Below are 810 nucleotides of genomic sequence, written 5' to 3' on the forward strand. Positions count from 1 at the left end.
ACCTGTTCCCATTCCGAACACAGAAGTTAAGCCCACCAGCGCCGATGGTACTGCGAAAGCGGGAGAGTAGGTCGCCGCCAGTTTTTTTAAAAGTCTCATACATGAATTTGTATGAGACTTTTTTTTTGCTCAAAACTTTAATAATGTGCAATGAGCAATAGGTAATAAGTAATTTTGATAGTTGATAGTTGATAGTTGATAGTTGATAGTTGTGTCGCTCCTTTGGAGCTTATGAAAATGATGCTTTGATGTTCTACAAAGGTTGCACTCCTCCGGAGTGCTGATTGTGGTCGCAGGTCGTTATTGTCCTACAAAGGTTTTGCTCCTCCAGAGCTGCCTTGGGGAAAGGGTAGATTTTAAATAATCTTACAATGAATTTCGTATGATGAAATCTCTAATATATCCCTGTTGAAATATTTATAGTCTTTCTAATAAGTTGAGTTCGATTCTTACATTTTAACAAAATATCAATAGGAATGAGCTAAAGCCAATTTTTGTTATTACTGTTTAGCCGGGCTAAAGCCCGACTCTATTGATTTGAACTTAAACAATTAATAATCATTAATTTAAAATAAATTATTAATCGAATTTAGGTTAATAGTCTGTTTATTTTAAGAGTTTAAAAATCTCATTAAGATTCGGGTGGAATAATTACTGAAAATTCCGTTGAATTTCAATTTATGTTTTATGGTTGACATCCTAGCCCGTATAGAAGCGGTTACCCCGGAACATGAGTTGGAGAGTAGGAGGGATTTGGTGTTGGAGAGCATTGGCGTGAGGAGTATGAGCGGATAGACGGAAATAGCTCCT

At 36.4% G+C, this 810-nt stretch carries 1 rRNA gene; it reads left to right on the forward strand.

The annotated features are described in order from the left end of the window. A 5S ribosomal RNA gene (rrf, locus tag AB671_RS21620) occupies positions 1–83 on the forward strand; the annotation flags it as partial. Between the last annotated feature and the right edge of the window lie 727 nt (positions 84–810).

Origin of the sequence: Chryseobacterium sp. BGARF1 (assembly GCF_001677955.1) — a bacterium.
In the GTDB taxonomy this organism is placed as follows: Bacteria; Bacteroidota; Bacteroidia; order Flavobacteriales; family Weeksellaceae; genus Chryseobacterium.